A 21,237-nucleotide genomic window follows, 5' to 3' on the forward strand; every position below is an offset into this window, starting at 1 on the left:
CTGTCAGGGGACGCAGCCCCGCCGAAGGGGGAGTCTGAATGTTGTCTAGCATAGTCAGGAGGTGTCTTTAGCGAACAAAGGGAAGACGCCGCGCAAGTTTCAATCTTGGCGGCAATGGGCCGTCGGCCCCCGAAATGGCGGCCTCAATGTGGTGGTCAGGGTAAAAGTGAATTTCCAGATAGCTTGGATCGGGAGGAATGGGACCTTTGACCTCGACCCGTGCCTTCACATATTTTCCCGAAGACTCGATCATCCTTCTTGGAGGATAAGATTCGAGAGCACTCATTTTGTATTCGATATCAATCCAGAAGGGCGCCTTTATGTTTCTGCCGAGGACAACGCAGCATGACAATTTTCCACCGCCTGCAGTTGGCGTGCTGAGCTCAACGTTGCTGCCTGCTGCACCGTTCACCGCGAAATCTGCGACTGCTCTATCGGTATAGTTGTATCCCATAATCCCAAGCATATAGGGATCTTTCGCGCAACTCGACAGGATCACGAGAGTTAGTAAACTGATCGACGCAATCAAACCCAAACGGATGTTCTTCTTCACTTTAATGTTAGCTCCCTAGCATCTATTTATCGAACAAAAGGCAAACGCCGATCGAGCTTCAGCCTCGGCGCAGAAGGGCCGTCCTTCCCTGAAATTGCGGCTTCAATATGGTGGTCGGGGTAAAAGTGGATTTCCAAATATCCGGGATCTGGAGGAATAGGGCCCTTGACCTCGACGCGTTCTTTAACGTACTTGCCAGCAGGCTCGATCATTTTTCTTGGCGGATAGGACTCGAGAGCATCCATCTGGTATTCGACATCGACCCAGAACGGCGTTTCGATGCGTCTGTTTATAACGATGCAACACATCGTTCCTCCTCCGCCAGAAGTTGATGTACTGAGAACAACATTGCCGCCCCATTGACGATCCACAGAAAAATCGGCGATCGCTCGATCGGTGTAGTTGTACCCCACAACCCCTAGCGTGTAGGGCTCCTTCTTGCAACCCCACAGGCCCACGATTGTGAGCAAACTAACGACTGCAATCGAACCCAAACGGATATTCTTCTTCACTTTAATGTTAGCTCCCTAGCGTCTATTTATCGAACAAAAGGCAAACGCCGATCGAGCTTGAGCCGCGGCGCAGAAGGCCCGTCCTGCCCTGAAATCGCTACTTCGATGTGCTGATCAGGAAAAAAATGAACTTCCAAATAACTTGGATCTGAAGGGATAGGACCCTTAACCTGGACTTTGGCTTTTATGTACTTGCCGGCCGGTTCAATTAGTTTTCTGGGAGGATAGGACTCGAGCGCGTCCATCTGGTACTCGACATCAATCCAGAAGGGGGCTTTGGTGTTTCTAGCTAGAACAACGCAGCACGACATCTTTCCACCGCCCCCAGTTGGCGTGCTGAGTTCAACGTTGCTACCCGCCGCACCGTTCACTGCGAAATCTGCGATTGCTCGATCGGTGTAGTTGTATCCCATGATCCCAAGCATGTAGGGATCCTTCTCACAACCCGAAAGGCTCCCGATTATGAGCAAACTGATCACTGCAATCGAACTCCACCTGACAGCCATCTTCACGATCATGCCCTCTCCGATCTTTCTTGCGCACTAAGCATCGCTTCTCTTACTCGGTCGGCCAACAACAAGGCGCTGTTGCGTTCGTCTTCTGAAGCCCCCGCGAGCGCCTCTTCGCAGATCCGGTAACGGGTACGTGCGTCAAAAATCGCAAGCAGGTCGTCGTCGGTCAGACTGAGCGAATGCAGAACGGAATCTGCCAGTCCAGCGTCGATAAAAGACACAGCTTGTTGCTCATTGAGTTCGAGCGGCCCGCAATACGAATCGGTTGTCGCGTTATCGCCGGTGATTCTCCGCAGACTCCCGTACCGATCGATGTACCACCACTCATTTACCAAGCACGAGTAAGCACGGCGCTGTTCGACTGAAAGCGTACGATCGAGCACGGCAAGTGAGCGGGTATCGAAGAATTTCATCTGCCATTCGCTGCGGTCATCGCATGTCACGTCGAGGCGCTCACGAAGTCCTGCGACAAGGTCACCAAGTGGTAATTGGGAAAACAGAAAAGAGACACCGCGAAAGTCGTCCACGCAGCAACGTGCAAGCTTGGTCAGCAAGCTCGCTGGCTTCGATGCCCCTGGAGCAATACGAACCAGATAGGGACCATATTGATCACGCCGGTCTTCGGAGTGCGCGTCGAATATCAGCGACAGCCGTTGATCCGCCATGTCTTGCCCGAGCCACTGTCGCAACTCGCGATATAACTGCGGGTACGCAACGCCATAGACCAAGGCACACGTTTGCAGGCCCGGAGTGGCGACCTGGAATTCGTGAATTGCCACGGCCAGCGCTTCAGACTCAAGCTCGATTGTTGTATTTGTCATTTCGTGCCTAGCAGAGCGCCCTGAGAGAATTCGGCGAGCAGGCACGGGACACAGATTGACTTTGGCAGCAGCGGCATTACTGGTTGCATTGAAGCAGGGCCGGGTTTGTCCCATTTGGCACACTTCTCGAGAATGACGCCTGGCGTGCCATTCTCGATGGAATTACCGTTGATGCGGATATACGAGCCGCCCGCGCCGATCCAAACCTCCTTCGCCGCTGACAGGACGAGCCTGCCGTCAGTGCTGGTAATCGTGATGTCCTTTAGCGCAGCCAGTGCCATCTCATCGCTTTGAGCCTGAATCTCCACCTTGCCCTTGGCAGCGAAGAGCTTCATGCCAAGTTTCTGCGCGAACATCGATATCGCATCGCCAGCCGCCACCGTGAACTTCTTCCGTACGCCGATATCCGCTGATCCACCCGCATTAACCGCTAAATTGTCTTGAGTCGCGAGTTGCAGATGCTGACCGCTAGTCAATGCAATGCCGTGAGGAGCAGATAGCAGGATCACGGCCTGCTGAAGCCGATCCAGGCGCTGCTCGAGAAACTGACGTTGCTCATCGACCTCTGCCATATGTGCCTGTGCAGCCTCGGCCGTCTGCGTCAACGCCTGCATCAATGCGAGTGCATCCTCGAGATGCGCTTTCGCGCTGGTCATGTCGAGTTGCTTGCCGTTTGCAGCAGGCTGCGCTTCCGCGGTAACAAGCACGCCCTTTGCACCGCGCACTGCCACGTGCTCGTCACTGCGAAATTCTCCGCCTAGCCCCCTTTCCTTACGCTCACCGTCAACCATATGCCCGAGATTAAGCTGACTAGCCTGAAACGGCGTCGTCAGATGCACGTGCTCGTACCCTTCCCTATCCTCCATCCGCATGGTGTTTCCAGCGGCGGTGATAATAAGATTCCGGGTATGGTTCAGGTTGTTGACAAGATCCAGGTGCAGGCTGTCGTGCATTGCGCCGATAATCACCGGCCGGTTAGGGTCCCCCCCGGTAAAGGTGATCGCGACTTCCGCCCCGTCGATCAACGGGAAGTGGTGCCCGTAGTTATTGCCGCTGTACGGTTTAGCCAGCCGCACCGGTCGGCTCGTACCACCCGGACTCCACTCGTCAAGGTCGAAAGGCAGCTTGATTACATACCAGCCTTCCGGCGTCAAATACGCACGCTTGTAATTCCCGGGCGAGGTAACCCGCGCCGGCAAAATGCCGCTAATGATCGGCTGCGCACTCGAAACCACTGGCGTGCGCCAGACACGGTCTGACGGAATCGCCGAGAACGTATTGGAGTAAGCGTGATCGCGCCCACCGCTTGACTCCACTGACACAATAAAAAATCCATGCGGCGCGTCTTCAGGGTTCTGATCAAGACGCAACACCTCGCCCGCTTCCAGCGCAAACGCGTTGCCCGTGCCTGTATAGGTAATCTGTTGTGCCAGATGTGCCTCATGGCGCATCCGCGCGAGGCGCTGGCCCTCCTCCTGCGTCTCGTAGTGTTCACCCCATTGTGAGTCGACCGCGTTCGTGGTTTTGTGGTCGCGCGCGGTGTTGACCTCGACGAGCAGCGACACGCCTGCCTCGCGATGGTTGTAGTCATTCAGTTGTACCGCCTCGGGCACGCGTTGCGTGTGCCGCTCAAGCGACTTGATGGCCTCGGCGCCCGCGCTTTCCAGCCCGGCGTCGCGCCGAAACGGCACGATGCGTTGGTTGCGTGCATAAGCGTCGAGGTCGTCGCCAAAGATCATGACCTCGCACTCTTTCGTATGCTCGAAGCGAAACCACATGCCCTCTTCGGCCATGATGCGCTGGATGAACGCGATTGTGGTCTCGTGGTATTGCGTCACATACGCGTGACGCTTGTATTGCGCGCGCAGCTTGAACACAAAGTCGACACCCTCGCGAAGCCCGTGGTGCCGGAGAGTCGCGGCAATGATCTCCTGCGCTGACTGCTTCTGGAACAGCCGGCTCTTGAGGCCGCGCCCGAGGTCCGCCACGCGCGGTTTGATCACGAGCTTGTAGCGAGTCTGGTCGGCTGAAGTCTCGAACTGGTCGAACTCCGTGACAATGCCATGGACCGTCAACGCTGCCGGCATCTCGCTGAACTTCTCCGCGTTTTCGCCAAACATCTTGCGCAGATAGTCGGCGTTTGGATCGATGGGATCGGTCGTGAACTTTACGGGCCGGCCCAATACCTGGTCCATCGCGATGTCGCTGATTGGACTTGTCAGCTCAACTTCATAGCGATACAGCTCGCTTACAGCGGAGCGCCCGCTGAACTTGAGCACCGAGAGCTGTGCAGGATGCGGCGCCAGCTTGATCGCATATGCCTGGGACGGCAGAACCATTGATCCCACGAATACCCCCTTTAATTCAGACAACATACGTCGGGGCGCGTAGGAAAGCGTCCCGGGAAATTTTTTTGCGCGGAAAGCGATCCATTTAGCAATCCGAAAATATGGACCGCGGCGCAGTAGGGATTACTGCGGACGGGTGCTCCTTGCGATGCGGCGTCGGTCTTTATCTCATCGGACGGACCCATTAGCCTGCATCGACTAGATGCCAAAATGTTAAAATTCTGAAACCTTAATCCAAAATCTTTTCAGCCCTGTATTAAACATTGCAGTCCTACATTAAGTCAAAGAGTCTCCGACAATCGAATCGTCATAAATTGTCGCAAGAGTTTGCGAAGGCCGCAGAGAAAAATAGGGTCATTGAATTATTGATATTCGGTGACCCTTGGAATTTGCTAACGAAAATGCACCGCGCTGAAAAGGAACGGTACGCGCCATCCCCACGACAGGAAGTCATGCTCCGGCAATAACGATGTCAACAGAGGCGCTCCGGTGGAGAGCAGCGCGCCGCCATAACTCCCTGCATTACTCATGCTCCCATACAGACCACGGCGGTTCACCGGCGCGCTTTCGACCCCGACCACGATTGCCCCGCTCTGTTCACCGCCTATGGCGAAACCCAGCAATACGCGCAACGTGGTCAGAAGAACCGGCGCCCAGATACCGATGGCCGCATACGTAGGTAGACGACCAACCAGCGTGGAGGCAACGCCCGTCACCAGGAAAGTTGTCAGCAACAACGTCTTGCGTCCGATCCGATCGCCAAAGTGCCCACAGTTCAGCACTCCGACACCGCGTACGAAGTACCCACCGCATAGGTACCCAGTGCCGCTATGGTGCCCGCCAAGGGATCGAGATTCGGGAAAAATGTCTTGCTGAACACGAGCGCGGAAGCGGTGCCGTAAAGCAGGAAATCGTACTGTTCGATTGCCGTGCCGAGAAAAGCCGAGATGAAGACATAGGGCTATCGGGCTCGAGGAATAGCGGACGTGGAGACTCGGCGGGTCTTGTGTCAATGCGGCCACTATCAATTTCCCCCAGTCAACGCGCTTGTCCGTAGGTGAACCGATGTCTTGCCCTCAAGTGAAGCAGGTATCAAAGTAGGGATCACGAGGTACAGCGCTCACCTTCACACTGATTTAATACAATAATAATTCAATTAACTTTCATTTTCTTTAATTCATAAGCTTAACCGCAAGCAATCCGATCGCCGCGTTGCACAGAAGACACCAAACCATACCGGGGTTAATACCAGTTTGGTTGATCGTTGCGAGCATCGAATTAAACAGCGGCGTACACTCCAACCTGCCGACACCAGCCGAGCGCCTTATCCGGCGCGGCGCACAGAAGGCCTCGGTCACGTCGTCATGATTAATCAATTACGCGAATGGGGAGATTACGGTAATGAGCTGGACGCGAGAACAAAGAAACGTGACGATTGCGGCCTATTTAGGCTGGACACTCGATGCCTTCGATTTCTTTCTAATGGTTTTCGTATTGAAAGACATCGCCGCGGAATTCAATACGAAGATTCCGGAGGTCGCTCTAGGCATTACCCTGACGCTCGCGATGCGCCCTATTGGAGCGCTGATCTTCGGTCGTCTTGCCGACAAGTACGGCCGGCGGCCGACGCTGATGATCAACATCGCCATCTATTCGCTGCTGGAAATGCTGTCAGGTTTCTCACCGAATCTCTTTACGCTGCTCGTGTTGCGCTCGCTGTTCGGCATTGCAATGGGCGGTGAATGGGGCGTGGGCTCGGCCCTCACCATGGAAACCGTGCCGACCAAGGCGCGCGGCTTTGTATCGGGGCTCTTGCAAGCGGGTTATCCGAGCGGCTATCTGCTGGCTTCTATCGTGTTCGGCGTGGCGTATCAATATGTTGGCTGGCGCGGGATGTTCTTTATCGGCGTGGCTCCTGCGTTACTGGTTTTATATGTGCGCGCACACGTGCCTGAATCGCCGGCATGGAAGGCCATGGAGAAGCGGCCACGGCCTGGCTTGCTGAAGACGCTCAAGCAGAACTGGCAGTTGTCCATCTATGCAATTGTCTTGATGACCGCGTTTAACTTCTTCTCGCATGGCACCCAGGATCTTTATCCGACCTTCCTGCGCGAACAGCATCACTTCGATCCCCACACGGTTGCGCTCATTACCATTGTTCTGAATGTCGGAGCGATCTGCGGCGGCCTGTTCTTCGGGTCCATGTCGGAGAAAATCGGTCGCCGGTGGGCAATTTTTATTGCCGCTTTAATCGCTTTGCCGGTATTGCCGCTCTGGGCGTTCTCGAGTGGCCCGGTCGCTCTGGCCGCCGGAGCGTTTCTGATGCAGATCTCTGTTCAAGGGGCCTGGGGGGTGATCCCGGTACACCTGAACGAGATTTCGCCTGATGAGATTCGCGCCACGTTTCCAGGGCTCATTTATCAGCTGGGCAATTTGCTGGCCTCGGTCAATGCCACCATGCAAGCGTCTATCGCCATCAAGAATGGCAACAACTATGGACTCGCCATGGCGCTGGTCGGCGGCACGGTCGCCGTGGTGATCGCGGGGCTTATTTTCTTTAGCCGCGAACGGCGCGGGATTGACATGACAGAGTCCGCCAAGCATGTCGGAGTTGCGGGCTCGGTTTAAGGATTTTGATTCGATGGGGACGCGCTTGCGTCCCCATTTTTCCACTCGATTCGTATCTGTTTTTCTCCCGTCCTCTCGCACGATCGTTCTCTTTCTAGAGAGCACGCTCCATAAAATGGCTTGTCGATATCGCCAAAGCTTTTTATCTTGATTAGAACGCCCGTTTTAATCAAAGGCTTTAATCGACAATTCCACAAGGCGGACCGCCGCAACGGTCCCGGAGATGCCAGTGCCTACCCGCTCCACGCTCACAGCATCCAGTCGCGCGTCATCACGCCCGTCCGGCGATACCAAGACCCGCTTGCTCGACGCCGCCGAAGCGCTCTTCATTGACGCCGGTTACGAAGCCATGTCGATGCGGCTCATCACCGCTCGCGCCGATGCAAACCTGGCCGCCGTGAACTATCACTTCGGCGGCAAGGACGCGCTGATCCACGCAATGCTCACCCGTCGCCTCGACGGCCTAAACCAGAACCGCCTCGCCTTGCTTGAACGCTTTCAGTCCTCGCTGGGTTCGCAACTCACCTGCGAGCACATCCTCGGCGCAATGTTTATCCCGGCGCTTGAGCAATCCCGCTGCATCGAGAAAAGCGGCCCTGCTTTGCTGCGCCTCCTCGGCCGCGCCTACACCGATCCGTCGCCGTTCATTCGCGATTTCCTGCGCGGCATCTATGCGGACGTTGCCGAGGGATTCTTCCGCGCGTTTCAAACTGTCCTGCCGCATTTGCCTCGCGAAGAACTTGGCTGGCGGCTGCACTTTTGCATCGGCTCTCTTAGCGGCATTCTTGCCGGGGCTGAGACAAGTAGCCTGATCGCGGATTTCACGCAGGGCCAGCGTCTGGAGGACTCGCAACTGATCGGTCGTCTCGCACTCGTCATGGTGGCCGCGCTCAAGGCTCCGCTGTCTCCGCCGAACGGCGCGTGCCAGTTCGCCTCCATGTTCGCCGAGCGCGAACCGGTCCCGAATAGCGCAACGGCCCTCACGGCGGCCCCTTTGAGCGCGAGTCCGTTTGCGCACGATGACGCGTCCCAACATGCCACCGCCTGAAGAGAGGACGCACGACGCACGCGCCGGGTATGTAATGTGCTAAACAATAAGCTGCCGATGCACACCGCCTCCATGCCGTTCCAGCGCACACTATCGAACAACATCGGGAGAGGTCGTCATGACAGCCAGCTTCGTGGTCGCACTGTTTATCGTGAGCGGCGCTTTGCTGTATATGCAAGCGCCCGCCGTTGCCTGGCTCGCATGGGTAGTGATCTGGGTGGCTATGGGCTGGTTCGCAGGGGTGACGGGTCCGGTCGTCACGGCGCTCCTTGCGACTGTCTTCGTACTGCCCGCGCTCGTGCTTGCTATCAAGCCGGTGCGCCGTGCGCTGCTGACCAAATCCATCTTCGAGGTGTTCCGCAAGATCCTGCCGGAGATGTCGCCGACCGAACGCGATGCGATAGAAGCGGGTACGGTCTGGTGGGATGCAGCGTTGTTCTCAGGCCGCCCGAAATGGGACACGCTGCTCGCACTCGGCGCGCCGGTGCTCACGGCAGAAGAGCGCGCGTTCATCGACACGGAATGTACGCAACTTTGCGATCTCGCCAACGACTGGGAAACGACGGCGGTCTGGCAAGACTTGTCGCCGCAAACGTGGCAATTCATCAAGTCGAAGGGCTTCCTCGGCATGATCATTCCGAAGCAGTACGGCGGCAAACAATTCTCCGCCTACGCGCATTCGCAAGTGATCATGAAACTCGCCACGCGCTGCTCTGCCGCAGCTGTTTCAGTGATGGTGCCCAACTCGCTCGGCCCCGCGGAATTGCTGATGCACTACGGCACCGAAGCACAGAAGAACTACTATCTGCCGCGCCTCGCTCGTGGCGATGAAATCCCCTGCTTCGCGCTGACCAGCCCCTACGCGGGATCGGACGCGGCGGCGATTCCCGACGTGGGCATCGTGTGCAAAGGGTTGCATGAGGGCCGCGAAACGCTTGGCTTTCGCGTGACTTGGGAGAAACGCTACATCACGCTTGGGCCGATAGCCACAGTGCTAGGCCTCGCGTTTCGCGCGCTCGATCCCGACCATCTTCTAGGCGCCGCCGATGAAGCCGGCATCACTTGCGCGCTCATTCCAACTACGCATCCGGGCGTGAATATCGGGCGCCGTCACTGGCCGCTGAATGCGGTGTTCCAGAACGGACCGAACTGGGGCAAGGATGTATTCATCCCACTCGAGTGGGTGATCGGCGGACGCGAACAAGTGGGCAACGGTTGGCGCATGCTGATGGAATGCCTTGCAGCGGGACGCGCCATTTCTTTGCCATCATCGAACGTGGGCATGGCGAAGCTGGCCGTGCGCGGCACCGGTGCGTACTCCGCCGTGCGGCGGCAGTTCCGTACCGCGATCGGCAAGTTTGAAGGCGTGCAGGAAGCACTCGGGCGCATGGGCGGCAACCTGTATGTGATGGACGCGGCACGCCGGTTGTCGGCGCAAGGCGTTGATCTTGGCGAGAAACCGTCGGTGATTTCCGCGATCGCGAAATATCACATCACCGAACGCGCACGCAACGTGATCAACGACGGCATGGACGTAGTCGCGGGCAAGGGCATTTGCATGGGGCCATCGAATTTCCTCGCCCGCGCTTATCAACAAGTGCCAATCTCGATCACGGTGGAAGGCGCGAACATCCTCACGCGTTGCCTCATTATCTTTGGACAGGGCGCGATCCGCTGTCATCCGTACGTGCTGAAAGAGATGACCGCTACCCGCAATGCCGACCGCGCCAAAGGCCTGCGCGATTTTGACAGCGCCTTCTTCGGTCACGCGAATTTCACGGCATCGAATGCGGTGCGCAGCTTCGTGTTCGCGTTGGGCGGCAGCGTGCTGATCCCCAAACCCACCCGCGCTGATGCGCGTCTTGTGCCCTACTATCGCGCGGCCACTCGCTTCGCCACGGCATTCGCACTGCTCGCGGATGTATCGATGTTCGCACTCGGAGGCGAATTGAAGCGGCGCGAACGCCTCTCGGCGAGACTCGGCGATATCCTCTCGCAGCTCTACCTGATCTCGGCCACGCTCAAGCGCTTCGAAGACGATGGCCGCCCTGAAGCGGATCTTCCGCTCGTGCGCTGGGGGGTTGAAGATGCGCTGCATCAAGCGCAAACGGCCTTCGAAGGCGTACTCTCAAACTATCCGAAGCCGCTCGCCGCAGGCTTTGTGCGCACGCTCGCGTTTCCTTTCGGCATGCCTCATCGCGTGCCGGGGGATGCGCTGGGAAGCGCTATCGCCGAGTTGATGACCACCCCCGGCGACGCCCGCGAACGTCTGATTGCGGACTCGTACGCTCCGCCCGCGCATATCGATCCGCTCGGTTACGGCGAGTTGATGTTCGCGCTGAGTCCGCGTTATGCCGCAATCGAGCACAAGCTGCGCGACGCGGTCAAGGCCAAGCAGATTCCGCCGATGCCGCAAAGCCTGCCCGAACTCGACGCATGGGCTGCGGCCTGCGAAACGCGCGGTTTGATCGATGCGACCGAACGTCAGGTACTCTCCGACTACGCGCGTTACGGCGTGGAAGTCGTCAAGGTCGATGACTTCGACGCGGATTTCGGTATGCTCGATGCGTTGAAGAAACGCCAGGAAGCACTGGCGAACGAGCCCGAGGAAATCCATGCGTGATCCTTCTCACAAGCGCTAGACCGTTTTCAGGCAGGCATGAAAGATCGCTATCTCGACTTCGTCAATTCCCCCTTCGGCGCGAGCGTCGCGCGTTCCATCGGCTTGCCTCAGCCGGAGGTATTGCGGCGGCACGCGCAAGGACGCGCGGAATTCGGTGGTATAGCAGCGATCGGAGCGGGGCCGTCGCCCACGCTGTTCGAGCCGCTCATTACGCTGCTGACCACCCTCCGCATGACGAGCGTGGCCCACGAAAGTGCGCTCGGCTGGTTGCCCGTCGCGGCAAGACACGGCGCCATGAGTGGACGCTTCGAGCCGCGCGCGCCGGGCGCGCCGTCGAACGACCGCGTGCAGGCGCTGATCTTCGATGCCACGGGTATTAGCGACAGCACGCAACTGCATGCACTTTACGGCTTCTTCCACGACGCTATCCGCTCGGTGGCGAAGAGCGGCCGTATCGTGGTCCTTGGACTGCCGCCGCAATCCTGCAAGTCACCACGTGCCTGGACCGCGCAACGGGCGCTGGAAGGCATGACGCGTTCGCTCGGCAAGGAAGCGCGCGGCGGCATTTCTTCGAATCTGGTCCAGGCGGAACCGGGCGCCGATATTGAAGGGGCGCTGCGCTTTCTGCTCTCGCCGCGCTCGGCGTATGTATCGGGGCAAGTCGTGCATATTGACGCCACGCCGGTCACTCCACCCGTCGACTGGAACCAGCCGCTCGCGGGCAAACGTGCGCTCGTCACGGGCGCGGCACGCGGGATTGGGGCGGCGATCGCTCAGGTGCTGGCCGATCGCGGCGCGCACGTGATCGGGCTCGATGTCCCTCAAGCACAGGACGCGCTCGACCAGACCATGCTCGCGCTGGAAGATGCGTGGCCGTCGCAAGGGGCGCACACGGCGCTCGTCGCAGACATCGCCGCGCCCGACGCGCCCAAGACCATCGCGGCTGCGCTGCTGGCGATGGGCGAGATCGATATCGTCGTGCACAACGCCGGCATCACCCGCGACAAGACCATCGCGAAGATGACAGAAGCCGCGTGGGACAGCGTGATCGACGTGAACCTTTCGGCGCAGGAACGCATAGACGACTTGCTGCTCGATCAAAACGTGCTGCATGCGGGCGGCCGGATCATAGGGGTATCGTCGATCAGCGGCATTGCCGGCAATCTCGGCCAGACCAATTACGCGACATCGAAGGCTGGCGTGATCGGCCGCGTGCAAAGCATGGTGGAACCGCTGCGCGCACGCGGCATCACAATCAACGCGGTGGCTCCAGGGTTCATCGAAACGCAGATGACCGCCCGGATTCCGCTGGGACTTCGCGAAGCCGGACGGCGCATGAATTCGATGAGCCAGGGCGGTCAGCCCGTGGACGTTGCAGAGACGATCGCGTGGCTCGCCAGTCCCGCGTCCGCCGGCATCACCGGCAATGTGGTGCGCGTGTGCGGACAAAGCTTGATCGGAGCATGACCATGGGCATGCCGCTTCCATCAAGTTCGCCGTCAAGCTCGCAACGCATGCGCACGGTGATCCTTGAGTCCCTGCCACCCCCCGTGAAACTCTATGGCCGCGCGCTGCAGGGCATTTTCAAACGCCCGGAGAGGGTTGCCGAACTGCCGCCGCTGCGCCTCGTGCGTCCAGGCGTGGCGCTCGATCCCGAACAGATCGGCCGCTATGCGCGCGTATGTGGTTTCATTCCGGAGCAAGGCGTGCCGGTCACCTTCCCTCACGTGATGGCGTTCCCGCTGCACCTGATGTTGCTCACCGACCCCGCGTTTCCATGGCCCGCGATGGGTCTCGTACATGTATCCAACAGCGTGCGCTTGCGGCGCACGCTGCACTCGGGACAGTCATTACGCATTGAAGTAGAAAGCGGCGCGCTGGTGGCTCACGACAGGGGGCAAGCGTTCACGCTGCATACGCGCATCTATCGCGGCGGTGAGGCGGTCTGGGATGCGGACAGTGTGTATCTGAAGAGAGGCGTCGCGGGTCGGGGTCATGCTTCAGTCCCCCAAGCCGATCACACGTCGCCCATGCTAGTTCGTGAAGCACGCTGGCAGCTTCCTGCACAACTCGGCCGTGACTACGCAAAAGCGTCCGGTGACTTCAACCCTATCCACCTGCATGCCCTTTCGGCGAAAGCGTTCGGCTTTCCACGTGCCATCGCTCATGGCATGTGGACGCTCGGGCGCACGCTCGCGGCGTTGCAACCGTCGAAGCAACTCGACGCCGCTCATGTGCAGGGCGACTTCAAGTCGCCCATTTTCCTGCCTGCCGAAACCACGTTGTGGACCGCGGCTTCATCGCCGACGGAACGCGACTTTGAAGTGCGCGATCTGGCGGGTGAGCGATTGCATCTGCGCGGCCGCTTCGAATGGGAATTGCCATGATTCGGGCTCGCTCCATGGACGAATTCTTCGATGCAGTCGCCTCATACAAAATCATACGGTGTCCTCAATCACCCGCGCCGGCTGCAACCTATCTTGACGCACCTGCCGTGTCCCTCGACGAGACCTCATCATGACTGTGAGCGCCCTTCCCGCCGTACGTCGCGTGGCGATCCTCGGCAGCAACCGGATTCCGTTCGCGCGCTCCAACACGGCGTACGCGACGGCATCGAATCAGGACATGCTGACGTTCGCGCTGCAAGGCCTTATCGACCGATACGACCTGCACGGGCTGCGACTCGGTGAAGTCGCGGCGGGGGCCGTGATCAAGCATTCACGCGACTTCAATCTTACGCGCGAGGCGTTGCTCTCCACCACCCTCGCCCGGGAAACGCCCGCCTACGACGTGAGCCAGGCGTGCGGAACGGGCCTCGAGACCGCGATACTGGTCGCGAACAAGATCGCGCTCGGACAGATCGATGCGGGCATTGCGGGAGGCGTGGATACGACATCCGACGCGCCTATTGGCGTGAACGAGCGCATGCGCAAGATCCTGCTCGAAGCGAACCGCGGCAAGTCCACGGCACAGCGCATGAGCGCGCTGGCGAAGCTGCGGCCCGGCATGTTGATCAAACCCACGCTGCCGCGTAACAGCGAACCCCGTACCGGCCTTTCAATGGGCGAACATTGCGAGTTGATGGCCAAGCGCTGGAAGATATCGCGCGAGGCGCAGGACGAGCTTGCGCTTGACAGTCATCGAAAGCTGGCGGCCGCGTACGAGCGTGGTTTTTTCAACGACCTGATGACACCGTACAAAGGCCTTTCACGCGACAACATCCTGCGGCCGGACCTCACGGTCGAGCGGCTCGCTGCGCTGAAACCCGTCTTCGACCGCGACGCCGGGACGCTCACGGCCGGCAATTCCACGCCGCTCACTGATGGCGCGTCGGCGGTGTTGCTGGCGTCCGAAGAATGGGCCGCCGCACGCAACCTGCCCGTGCTCGCTTATCTCACGCTCTCGGCAACCGCAGCCGTCGATTTCTTCGACAAGAAAGAAGGTCTCCTGATGGCGCCTGCTTATGCCGTGCCGCGTTTGCTCGAACGCGCGGGACTGGCGCTGCCCGACTTCGATTTCTACGAGATCCATGAAGCATTCGCGGCGCAGGTGCTGTGCACGCTCGCGGCGTGGGAGGATGAAGAATGCTGCCGGACGCAACTCGGGCTGGGCGGCCCGTTTGGGTCGATCGAGCGCAGCCGCATGAACGTCAATGGCGGGTCGCTGGCGACGGGTCACCCGTTCGCGGCGACTGGAGGACGGATTGTGGGGACGCTCGCCAAAATGCTGTCGATGCTGGCACTGGCGCCCGGCGACGCGCGCACGCGCCGTGGACTCATCTCCATCTGCGCGGCGGGCGGGCAAGGGGTGGTCGCTATTCTCGAGCGTTGATGCCGGCTGGCGGGTTAATCAGGTTTTGTCGACGCAGCGCCTGAAGAAGATAAAGCGCAACGCCCCGGAATTTCCGGTCTCTCCGATCCGTTCTAAGACAAGGAAAGGATTTTGCCGTGAACTGCGCGACGCATACGCAGCCAAAGCAGAATGAACGGGCCACGGAGAACTTCATGCATCGAGCACGACAGCGCCGCCAAAACCGCAAGCTGATCCGGGCAAGCGCCTGGGTCCCGAGTCTGCTGGCTGCCATCGCCCTGTCAGCCCTGTCAGCCCTGTCAGCCCTTTCCATGCCCGCCAGCGCGCAGGAGGCGGCCAGCACGGCCACGGCGGCCTTGCCTACGTCCGCTGCCACCTCTGCAGCCGGCCCGGCGCTCTCCGCCGGCGCAACGAGCGCACCGCCGAAGACGCCAGCGGCACAGGTCGGCAAGCTCCCGCTTGATGGCCAGGTCCGCTGGTTGAGCCACGCCGCGCTGAGCGGCATGCTCGCCAACATGAGCGATGCGGCGCTCGTGTCGCTGTTCAGATCGCTGGATCCGCTTGCGCTGCCGCGCTACCTGAAGGACGGTCCGAACGGTTATCCGTCGTATGAATTCACCATGCTGCGGCGTGAGCGTATCCATGGCAGATGGCCGGATCAGGCCGATCACATGCTGGTGCGCATAACACGCGATCCGCTGCGAGTCTACGCAAGATGGCTGCCCGACGGCGCGCACGCGGGACAGGAAATTCTCTACGACGAAACCGCGCGCCCCAATGAAATGTACGGCCATCTGGGCGGCCTGCTCAAGGTGATAGCGCTCTGGACGTCACTCAACGGCGCCCTTGCACACTCTCAATCGCGGCATTCCATCCGCGATCTCGGTACCGAGTACATCACGCAGCAGTTCCTGGCCGAAGGCAAGAAATTCGCGGACGCCGGGATCACGCGCGCCAACGACATCGAAGTAAAAACGATTGAAGGTGCCCGCGTGGTCGCCTTCACTTACGAAACCCCTTCCGGGCAGCCCGAGTTCTATGCAAAGAAGGAAATTCTCGGGCTGGACCTGAGGCGGCCGTATTTCCGGACGGCGGAATCCTTCGACAACAACGGCAAGATCTTCGAAAGCATCGTGTTCCAGAACATCGTGCCGAAGACGTTCGACAACACCGCTTTCAACCCCAGGAACCCGGCTTACAATTTTTAGCCGCGCACCGGATTGCCGTCATGGCGGGCGCATGCGTGGCTTTTGGTCTGTTTTAAGTTTCGCCTAAGACTTGACCGGTACCCTGCCCCAACTTCTTCGAAACTTCCCGCACCGCTGCGTGGTGCGATCGACGCGCTGCACGACATAAAGACAAGCATTAACGAAAGGAGTTCGTCATGAACCTCCGCGACGCAACGGCTCCAGTGCGGGCCATCAAACGATTACTCAGTCACCACGAGATCGCCACGCTGCTGTTGCTGCTGCACGCGCCGATCGACGTGATGGCCGCGCCTCCCGACGTTGCCTCGCTGAGCGAATACGGCTACGTGGAGATGGTGTCGCCCACGCCGGGCGAGGCCAAGTTCCGCCTGACCGACGACGGCAATGCAGTGCTGCGCGGGCTCGGTATCAAGTAAATTCGAAGTAGATTCGAAGTAAAGCCGGCCAGGACGCTTTTCACAAACGCGTCAATTGTCGTGGCCCGTTCATGCGGCCTGTTCATGCGGCCTCTTCATGCGGCATCTTTACGCTGCGACCCGGCATCGCGATCTCTGGAATAATCGATTGAGTGACGCTTTCCCTCAATCCAAAGGAGATTTGCAATGCCTGCTTCAGTGCCCGCTCCCCGGCCCAGACTTGCACGCGTACTGCTGACCAACGACGATGGTATCGACGCCCCTGGCCTCGCCGTGCTCGAAGCGGTAGCGGCCGAACTCGCGGACGAAGTGTGGATCGTCGCCCCGGAGCACGACCAAAGCGGCACGTCGCATTCCATCAGCCTGCATTCGCCGCTGCGCGTGAGCGAGCATGGCAAGCGTCGCTTCGGCGTGCTCGGCACCCCGGGTGATTGCGTGGTGATGGCCGTGCGGCATCTGATGCAGGAGGCGCCACCCACGCTGGTGCTGTCGGGCATCAACCGCGGGGGCAACCTGGGCGTGGAAACCATGTTCTCCGGCACGGTTGGCGCAGCCATGACGGGCTTGCTGCTCGGCTTGCCCTCCATTGCATTGAGCCAGACCTTCAGTGACCGCGACAACGTGCGCTGGGATACCGCGCGCGAACTCGCGCCGGGCGTGATCCGCTCGCTGCTCGCTATCGAGCACGATGCGCCGACCTGCTTCAACGTGAATTTTCCGGATATAGACGCCGCTTTGGCCGGTCCGCTCACACCGACTCGCCAGGGCGTGGGACTGGTGGAAGGTATCGACGTCCTGCCACAAATCGATCCGCGTGGCCTGCAATATCACTGGCTGCGTTTCCAGCGCGGTCCGCGCGAGAATGCGGCCGACAGCGAGACAGCCGTGGTCGCATCGGGACGCGTGTCGGTGACGCCGCTGCAATTCGAACGCACCGACGAACGCGCGTTCGCTGCATTGACGGCGGCTCTGACGTAAGAGACGGACAAACGGCGAGCTTTGGCTTCTCCGCTGCCTGTTTGCGAATGTTTGCGAATGTTCGAGAAGTCTCAACCCACTACGCGCGTTTCAGGTTCTTCGTCGAAGATCTGGAACTTGCGCATTTTTTCCCAAAGCACCTTGCGGCTGATGCCCAGGTGACTCGCGGTATCCTGCCGCCGCCAGCCATTCGCCTCCAGCGCGGTCAGCACGCGGTTGCGCTCATTCATGTCCCATTTGCTGCGGTCAACAATCACTTCAGCGCTCAGCTCAGGCGGCACCGGCTGCGAGGTGCGGGCAAGCGCGAGCAGGCGCTGCAGTCGCGCGGTGTCCCACGATCCAACTTGCCGCACGGTCACGCCTATGCGCTCCGCCAGATTGCGCAGCTCGCGGACGTTGCCGGGGAAATAACTCTCGGCGACAGCATCGGCCAGCCAGTACGGCAACTCGGGCAAGGTCGCGAGTTTTTCCTGCCCCACTACCTGCGCGATGAACGACTTGAACAACGCAATCTTGTCGAGCGCCCCGCGTTCCTCCAGCGACGGAATCTTCAACTCGATCACCGCCAGCCGATAGTAAAGATCCGCGCGGAAGTCACCGTCCTTCACCCGTTGCGGCAGGCTCTTGTGAGTCGCGGCGACCAGCCGGAAATCCACCTTGACCGGCGTGGCGGAACCAATCCGCGTGACCGCACTGTCCTCCAGTACCCGCAACAACTTGACCTGCTGATAAAGCGGCATATCGCCGATTTCATCGAGGAACAGCGTGCCGCCATCGGCCTGCTCGAAATAGCCTTTGTGCGCGATCACGGCGCCGGTGAACGAGCCTTTCGCGTGACCGAAGAACAGCGATTCGAACAAACCGTCGGGGATCGCGCCGCAATTGACCGGCACGAACGGTCCCTCGGAATACCGCTTGTGCTGTTCGTGCAGCATCTGCGCAATGCGCTCCTTGCCCACGCCGGTTTCGCCATGCACGAGCACACTGGTGTCGCAATCAGCAAAGGTCTGCACTTCGTGCAGCAATGCCTGCATGCACTCCGCATTCGCGATCAGGGCGCTCGATTCTTGAACTTGCTCGCCATGCGCGCGTAGTTGCTGGGCAAGCTTCGCCACCATGCGGCGCAACTCGGCGCCCGTGAAATCGAGCGGCAGAATATGGGAATAGTCAGTGGGGAAAACGCTCGTGTCACGCTCACGCGGCGCGGCGCCCACCCAGATCACCGGCATGCCGCGATGCGCTTCCCAATCGCGCAATGCAAATGCGCCCGTGTCAATCACGCTCACGCTCACAATCGCGATTGCCTGGCGCTGGGCGTCCTGGCTCGCGGCAATCGACATGCCGTCGGCACGGATCACATCGACTTCGAAACTCGACATGCAGCGCACCACCTGCTCGACGATATCCGCCTTGCCTTCCCACACGTAAATATCGAGGTCATCGATTTTTGTCGCTGGTCTCATTGATCAAGTCTCATGGCTTCTATCTGTTGGCTTCGCAGCCCGTTGCGTGTGTTCATCGCTTGGGCGTTGGTTACGTTATTAACGGCACCGGCGGCCCGTGAGTTCAATCATCCGTTCAATACTGAAGCTGTGACTGACCACAGGTCAGAGATAAATCGTGGATCGTGCTTACGCCGATCTGCACGCCCAGGAGTTGCAGGACCGGGACAAGGACCGAATCAAGTGCACCCAGTACGGGCGTCAGCAAATTAACGAGCGTGCTCAGCGTCGCGCTAACCAAGCCGGGGATCAGCAACTGAATCACCGCATTCAGAATCGGCACGGGCGTATTCACTACCAACCCGCCTTGCGAGATCGCCGTGGAAAGATTGGCCAACGCGTAGCTGATTACGTGGCCCGCACGGTTCGAGTTCACCGTTTGATAATCGTCAGTATTCCCTACGATGCCATCGAATATCAGCGTGGAGGTGCTGTCCGGCGGAACAACGGCCGTTATCGGCGCTTTCACCGAGATGGTGAGAAGGGGAATTCCCGGAGTCAGGATGTTGGGTACGGAAACCAGCGTGGCGGGCTGCGAACAATTGAACGCCGCCGACGCGGACATGTTCGAAGGCGGATTGCCCACGCACACGTTGGCAAGCCCCGGTTGCACGCCGACAACGCTGTTGCTCGCCGCTGCCGTCGTGGCGCATTGAGTGGACTGGAGCCAGGCGGTTCCGGGCGTGACCTCAAGTGATATCGGCAAAGTCAGCAAGGGCGTCGAACCCAGACCCGAAAACGAACCTGGCACGGCCCCCAGGCTCAAGCCGAGATAAGCGCGCACTTGCGATGACGTCGCGACGGTCCGCCATGCGCCCGCCGGCGTCTGCCCAGCCTCGCCTATCGCCAGCACGGGCGGCTGGATCACTTGCACCTGCAATGTCGCCGTTGCCACGCCAAGGTTCAGTCCCGTCGACACATTCACCGCTGACTTTCCTGCCTGTGCGATGTCGGCCGCGACGAACAGCGCGTCCAGTGGGCTGATAGTTGCAGTGAGCGCAGACTGGGTATCGGCGAGTCCGACTTGCAGGAGGCCCGGTGTACCGTTCGCCGCGCCTATGGCGAACATCTGTGAGCCAGGAATATTCGCGCTCACGACGGCCTGCAGCGCCCCAACCGCCGCCGATAAATTCGCGTTCGCAACCTGAGTGGTCTGCAACGCGGTGAGCATCAGATTGGCAAGTTGCGCAGCGGTGACGTTCATCGCAAGCAATTGGTTCACCGTACCCACACCCGCTGCCGTCACGAGGTCGCCAATCTGGATGCGCGATTGCGCAAGACCTGCGTAACCTAGCGCCGATATCTGCGCCGTGTTGATATTCGTACCGAGCATGGCGTTCAACAGGCTGGTAATAACCGTCGGGTTGACGAGTGCAGTCGTCGTGCCAATGGTGAACGCCCCCACGTTGACCGCTTGTGCCAGCCCCGTCGCGCTGACTACGCGTCCAGCGCCCAGGAAGAAATAAGGCACTTGCTTCGACACCGTCACCTGCACTGCGTTACTCGGCGTAGCGTTCGCCGAGTAGTAGCTGGGACCTGCATAGAGCGTCGGGTCCCAGCGCCCGCACGTCGTGGCAATGGAGTTGCCTGACGCCGATGCATTGAAGCCATTCGCGCCCGCACTGCCGAGCGCAGTGGTGGGTGCACGGGAGCAGGCGTTGTCGACGACCTGCGCGCCTGCGTTCGCCGCCATGTCCGCCACGCTCTGCAACACGCGCCGCTGATAAAACACATTGCCCACATCGATAGCGGCAAGCGCCGCGACCGCTACCAGCAGCCAGAACGCCGCCAATACGCTCGCCACGCCGCGCTGCCGTTTGCGGCCGCGCGGCCCAGCTCTTCCTGGTGATGTCGGCAGGCGCATCATGTCAGTTCAACGCTCCACCGCCTAACGCGCCGCCGACTGTACCCACAGACGAATCCAGATGTTCCGGAATCGGATGGTCGAAGGACTTCAGATAACGCGCATACGCGGCACTCGCTTCCGCGCCCAGCATTGGCAGTGCGGGTGCCGCCAATTGACCGCTTCGCTGCAACGCGAGCATGCAGTGGGCGGCATCGCCGATCTGCATGACTGGTTGCAAAACAGGCTGCATGACTTGCGTGTCCGCATCCGGCTGCCCTACCTGAACCGCTGGCACTTCCCCTGCTTGCTCCTCGGGCTGCGCCGTCAGACGCGTCTGCGTCTGCGCCGACGAACTGGTGGCAATGGCCATCAAGCCCACCGCGGCAATCAATCCCGCACTCTGACTTATCACTCTGGCCCACCCTTGCCTCG

At 59.8% G+C, this 21,237-nt stretch carries 18 protein-coding genes; 9 read left to right on the forward strand and 9 right to left on the reverse strand.

Translation table 11 applies throughout. The features are described 5' to 3' along the window. Positions 1–67: 67 nt before the first annotated feature. From SBC1_RS10065 to SBC1_RS10090, 6 genes are all read right to left on the reverse strand, one after another. The gene (locus tag SBC1_RS10065; RefSeq protein WP_165091700.1) at positions 68–553 is read right to left on the reverse strand and encodes a DUF3304 domain-containing protein; all 486 of its coding nucleotides are present in this window, start codon (positions 551–553) and stop codon (positions 68–70) included. Positions 554–579: 26 nt separating this feature from the next. After that, the gene (locus SBC1_RS10070) at positions 580–1,065 is read right to left on the reverse strand and encodes a DUF3304 domain-containing protein (RefSeq protein WP_165091703.1); all 486 of its coding nucleotides are present in this window, start codon (positions 1,063–1,065) and stop codon (positions 580–582) included. A gap of 26 nt (positions 1,066–1,091) precedes the next feature. Continuing rightward, complete coding sequence (locus tag SBC1_RS10075; RefSeq protein ID WP_165091706.1) at positions 1,092–1,583, reverse strand: DUF3304 domain-containing protein; 492 nt, start codon at positions 1,581–1,583, stop codon at positions 1,092–1,094. Further along, positions 1,580–2,398 (reverse strand): DUF4123 domain-containing protein, encoded by an 819-nt coding sequence (locus SBC1_RS10080; protein WP_165091708.1) that lies wholly within the window; start codon positions 2,396–2,398, stop codon positions 1,580–1,582. The genes SBC1_RS10075 and SBC1_RS10080 overlap by 4 nt, the downstream gene beginning before the upstream one ends. After that, on the reverse strand, positions 2,395–4,737 hold the full coding sequence (locus tag SBC1_RS10085) for a type VI secretion system Vgr family protein (RefSeq protein WP_165091711.1): 2,343 nt from the start codon (positions 4,735–4,737) through the stop codon (positions 2,395–2,397). Before SBC1_RS10085 ends, SBC1_RS10080 begins: the two co-directional genes overlap by 4 nt. Before the next feature lie 401 nt (positions 4,738–5,138). Further along, complete coding sequence (locus SBC1_RS10090; protein WP_241201918.1) at positions 5,139–5,768, reverse strand: MFS transporter; 630 nt, start codon at positions 5,766–5,768, stop codon at positions 5,139–5,141. 379 nt (positions 5,769–6,147) lie between these two features. On the opposite strand from SBC1_RS10090, the gene SBC1_RS10095 reads away from it, so the two are divergent. From SBC1_RS10095 to surE, 9 genes are all read left to right on the forward strand, one after another. Next, complete coding sequence (locus SBC1_RS10095; RefSeq protein WP_165091714.1) at positions 6,148–7,374, forward strand: MFS transporter; 1,227 nt, start codon at positions 6,148–6,150, stop codon at positions 7,372–7,374. A 229-nt stretch (positions 7,375–7,603) separates the two neighbouring features. Next, complete coding sequence (locus SBC1_RS10100; RefSeq protein WP_370469555.1) at positions 7,604–8,422, forward strand: TetR/AcrR family transcriptional regulator; 819 nt, start codon at positions 7,604–7,606, stop codon at positions 8,420–8,422. A gap of 118 nt (positions 8,423–8,540) precedes the next feature. After that, positions 8,541–11,045 carry an acyl-CoA dehydrogenase gene (locus SBC1_RS10105; protein WP_165091719.1) on the forward strand — a complete coding sequence of 835 codons (2,505 nt, stop codon included), beginning with the start codon at positions 8,541–8,543 and terminating at the stop codon, positions 11,043–11,045. Between the two features lie 36 nt (positions 11,046–11,081). Then, positions 11,082–12,512 carry a 3-oxoacyl-ACP reductase gene (locus SBC1_RS10110; protein WP_165091722.1) on the forward strand — a complete coding sequence of 477 codons (1,431 nt, stop codon included), beginning with the start codon at positions 11,082–11,084 and terminating at the stop codon, positions 12,510–12,512. A gap of 2 nt (positions 12,513–12,514) precedes the next feature. Next, complete coding sequence (locus SBC1_RS10115) at positions 12,515–13,432, forward strand: MaoC family dehydratase (RefSeq protein ID WP_241201919.1); 918 nt, start codon at positions 12,515–12,517, stop codon at positions 13,430–13,432. A gap of 130 nt (positions 13,433–13,562) precedes the next feature. Next, complete coding sequence (locus SBC1_RS10120) at positions 13,563–14,876, forward strand: acetyl-CoA C-acetyltransferase (protein ID WP_165091724.1); 1,314 nt, start codon at positions 13,563–13,565, stop codon at positions 14,874–14,876. Between the two features lie 173 nt (positions 14,877–15,049). Beyond that, positions 15,050–16,063 (forward strand): DUF1571 domain-containing protein, encoded by a 1,014-nt coding sequence (locus SBC1_RS10125; RefSeq protein WP_206365949.1) that lies wholly within the window; start codon positions 15,050–15,052, stop codon positions 16,061–16,063. A 176-nt stretch (positions 16,064–16,239) separates the two neighbouring features. After that, entirely contained in the window at positions 16,240–16,479 is a 240-nt protein-coding gene (locus tag SBC1_RS10130; protein WP_165091726.1) for a hypothetical protein, read from the forward strand. 186 nt (positions 16,480–16,665) lie between these two features. Beyond that, positions 16,666–17,457, forward strand: a complete 792-nt coding sequence (gene surE, locus SBC1_RS10135) for a 5'/3'-nucleotidase SurE (RefSeq protein ID WP_165091728.1) — start codon at positions 16,666–16,668, stop codon at positions 17,455–17,457. A 71-nt stretch (positions 17,458–17,528) separates the two neighbouring features. On the opposite strand, the gene SBC1_RS10140 is transcribed toward surE, so the two are convergent. The 3 genes from SBC1_RS10140 to SBC1_RS10150 all read right to left on the reverse strand — a co-directional run bounded on the left by SBC1_RS10140 (position 17,529) and on the right by SBC1_RS10150 (position 21,217). Continuing rightward, positions 17,529–18,920, reverse strand: a complete 1,392-nt coding sequence (locus tag SBC1_RS10140) for a sigma 54-interacting transcriptional regulator (RefSeq protein WP_165091731.1) — start codon at positions 18,918–18,920, stop codon at positions 17,529–17,531. 115 nt (positions 18,921–19,035) lie between these two features. Then, positions 19,036–20,763: a TadG family pilus assembly protein gene (locus SBC1_RS10145; protein WP_241201920.1), complete on the reverse strand. Its 1,728-nt coding sequence runs from the start codon at positions 20,761–20,763 to the stop codon at positions 19,036–19,038. Positions 20,764–20,827: 64 nt separating this feature from the next. Next, on the reverse strand, positions 20,828–21,217 hold the full coding sequence (locus SBC1_RS10150; protein WP_241201921.1) for a DUF3613 domain-containing protein: 390 nt from the start codon (positions 21,215–21,217) through the stop codon (positions 20,828–20,830). Positions 21,218–21,237: the final 20 nt, after the last annotated feature.

Source organism: Caballeronia sp. SBC1, from assembly GCF_011493005.1.
In the GTDB taxonomy this organism is placed as follows: Bacteria; Pseudomonadota; Gammaproteobacteria; order Burkholderiales; family Burkholderiaceae; genus Caballeronia.